General features: G+C 67.4%; 2 protein-coding genes. Both read left to right on the forward strand.

The features are described 5' to 3' along the window. Positions 1-220 precede the first annotated feature (220 nt). Positions 221-1,099 carry a 2OG-Fe(II) oxygenase gene (locus tag ACDELDRAFT_RS21715; RefSeq protein WP_040330479.1) on the forward strand — a complete coding sequence of 293 codons (879 nt, stop codon included), beginning with the start codon at positions 221-223 and terminating at the stop codon, positions 1,097-1,099. 87 nt (positions 1,100-1,186) lie between these two features. Next, on the forward strand, positions 1,187-2,032 hold the full coding sequence (gene queF / locus ACDELDRAFT_RS21720; protein WP_040330480.1) for an NADPH-dependent 7-cyano-7-deazaguanine reductase QueF: 846 nt from the start codon (positions 1,187-1,189) through the stop codon (positions 2,030-2,032). Positions 2,033-2,077 lie beyond the last annotated feature (45 nt).

A 2,077-nucleotide genomic window follows, 5' to 3' on the forward strand; every position in this document is an offset into this window, starting at 1 on the left:
GGCAGAGCGGGCGCGCAGGCCCATACCGCCTCGCGTCGCCCACATAGCCCACATAGCCCAATTGGTCCGGTTGCTCCGGTGGGCCCGGTGGGCCCGGTGGGCCCGGCCAGCGTACCCAGCACAGACCGCACACTTGTTTACCATGTGGCTGGGCACATTCCTGCAAGCTGTCGATCTGCCCATTGCCCCACCTTTGCCGGGAACCGAACCAGAGACCACCATGCCCACACGCCCCGAAACCTCCGCATCCCCCGCCCAGGCCATCACGCCCGAACTGCGCCGCTGGATCGTCGAGCAGGCCCAGGCCGGCCAGAGCGCCTCTGTCGTGCTGCAGTCCATGCTTGCCGCCGGCTGGGCTGAAGACGTGGCCACCCAGGCGCTGGCGACATCGCTGCACGACCATCTGGACGAGCTTGCGGCCCAGGCGCGTCCGCTCGCGGTGGTGCCGGTGCCCGCGCCCCGGCTCGACGGGTCGCCCAACAGGATCGACTGCGGTGACCGCTCCGTGGAAGTGCTGCTGACCATGGCCCACCCGCGCGTCGTGGTGTTCGGCAACCTGCTGTCACCCGAGGAGTGCGAGGCCCTCATCGCCGCCGCCGCGCCGCGCATGGCGCGCTCGCTCACCGTGGCCACCCAGACGGGCGGCGAGGAAGTCAACGACGACCGCACCAGCCACGGCATGTTCTTCCAGCGCGGCGAAAGCCCCCTGGTGCAGCGCATCGAAGAACGCATCGCCAGCCTGCTGAACTGGCCCATCGAGAACGGCGAGGGCCTGCAGGTGCTGCACTACCGCCCGGGCGCCGAATACAAGCCCCACTACGACTACTTCGACCCCGCAGAGCCCGGCACCCCCACCGTCATCCAGCGCGGCGGGCAGCGCGTGGGCACGCTGGTGATGTACCTGAACACCCCTGAACAAGGCGGCGGCACCACGTTTCCCGATGCGCAGATCGAAGTGGCCCCGCAACGCGGCAATGCCGCTTTCTTCAGCTACGAGCGCCCCACACCGTCCACCCGCACGCTGCATGGCGGCGCACCGGTCCTTGCGGGTGACAAGTGGATCGCCACCAAGTGGCTGCGCGAGCGGGAATTCAAGTAATTCGAGCAAGATCAAGCGCATGCGCTCACTGCGTTTGCGCCTGCAGCTATCAAAAACAGAGCAAACAGGATGACCTGCACACCCGCCATGAACACACCCGAACAATCCCAACTCGGCAGGGCATCGGCCTACGCCGACCACTACGACGCGTCGCTGCTGTTTCCCATTGCCCGGGCCGGCAAGCGCGCAGAAATCGGCATCGCGGGCGCCGCTCCCTTCTTTGGCGCCGACCTGTGGACGGCGTTCGAGCTGTCGTGGCTGAATGCGCGCGGCAAGCCGCAGGTGGCGCTGGCGCACATCACCGTGCCCTGCGAGACGCCTAACATCGTCGAAAGCAAGTCGTTCAAGCTCTACCTCAACAGCTTCAACAACACGCGCTTTGCCGACGCGGCCGAGGTGCAGGCGCGCATCCGTGCCGACATCAGCGAAGCCGTGTGGCGCGGCGCAGAGCACCCGGCCACCGTGGGCGTGAAGCTGATCGGCCCCGACCTGTTCGACCGCGAACCCGTGCACGAACTCGACGGCCTGAGCCTGGACCGGCTGGACGTGGAATGCACGCGCTACCAGCCTGCACCCGATCTGCTCACGGCCGCGTTTGGCGAGGCCCCCGTGTCCGAGGTGCTGACCAGCAACCTGCTGAAAAGCAACTGCCTGGTGACGGGTCAGCCCGACTGGGGCAGCGTGCAGATCAGCTACAGCGGCCCGCAGATCAACCAGGAAGGCCTGCTGCAGTACCTGGTGAGCTTTCGCAGCCACAACGAATTCCACGAGCAGTGCGTGGAGCGCATCTTCATGGACGTGTGGACACGCTGCAAGCCCATCAAGCTCACGGTGTACGCGCGCTACACCCGCCGCGGCGGGCTCGACATCAACCCGCTGCGCACCAGCCACCCGCAGCAGTTGCCGGCCAACACACGCACGGCGCGGCAATAGCAGGGCGCGGTCGTGGGGCCCCGGACGGCGTTCCAGGGTGGCCAC

Source organism: Acidovorax delafieldii 2AN (assembly GCF_000175235.1).
Lineage (GTDB): Bacteria > Pseudomonadota > Gammaproteobacteria > Burkholderiales > Burkholderiaceae_C > Acidovorax > Acidovorax delafieldii_B.

Coding starts and splice junctions, on each gene's coding strand:
- ACDELDRAFT_RS21715 (WP_040330479.1), top strand. CDS start 221: ATGCCCACACGCCCCGAAACCTCCGCATCCCCCGCCCAGGCCATCACG.
- queF (WP_040330480.1), top strand. CDS start 1,187: ATGAACACACCCGAACAATCCCAACTCGGCAGGGCATCGGCCTACGCC.